Raw genomic sequence first — 409 nt, forward strand, 5'->3', positions numbered from 1 at the left:
TACATCCAGTTCGTCCAGGCGGACTCGCTCAACAACGACTCGCGCAACGCCCGCACCATCTACCGCGAGTACAACAAGTTCCGCGGCCCGATCGTCGTCGCGGGCGACGCGATCGCGTCCTCGACCCCGGTGGACGACGCGTTCGGCTTCCAGCGGCAGTACGCGAACGGCCCGCTGTACGCGCCCGTCTCCGGGTTCCTCTCGCTCACCAACGGGCGCACGGAGATCGAGGACAAGGAGAACGACTACCTGAACGGCGAGGCGAGCTCGCTGTGGCTCGACCGCCTCAGCGCGCTGTTCACCGGCAAGCAGCCCCAGGGCGCGTCCGTCGAGCTGACGATCGACCCGGCGGCGCAGCAGGCCGCCTGGGACGCCCTGGGCGACCAGCGCGGCGCCGTCGTCGCGATCG

General features: G+C 69.9%; 1 pseudogene. It reads left to right on the forward strand.

What is annotated here, in order from left to right:
* Window positions 1–409: pseudogene (locus G3I78_RS49630) on the forward strand (penicillin-binding protein 2); the annotation flags it as partial.

The sequence above is a fragment of the Streptomyces sp. SID13726 genome, from assembly GCF_010548375.1.
In the GTDB taxonomy this organism is placed as follows: Bacteria; Actinomycetota; Actinomycetes; order Streptomycetales; family Streptomycetaceae; genus Streptomyces.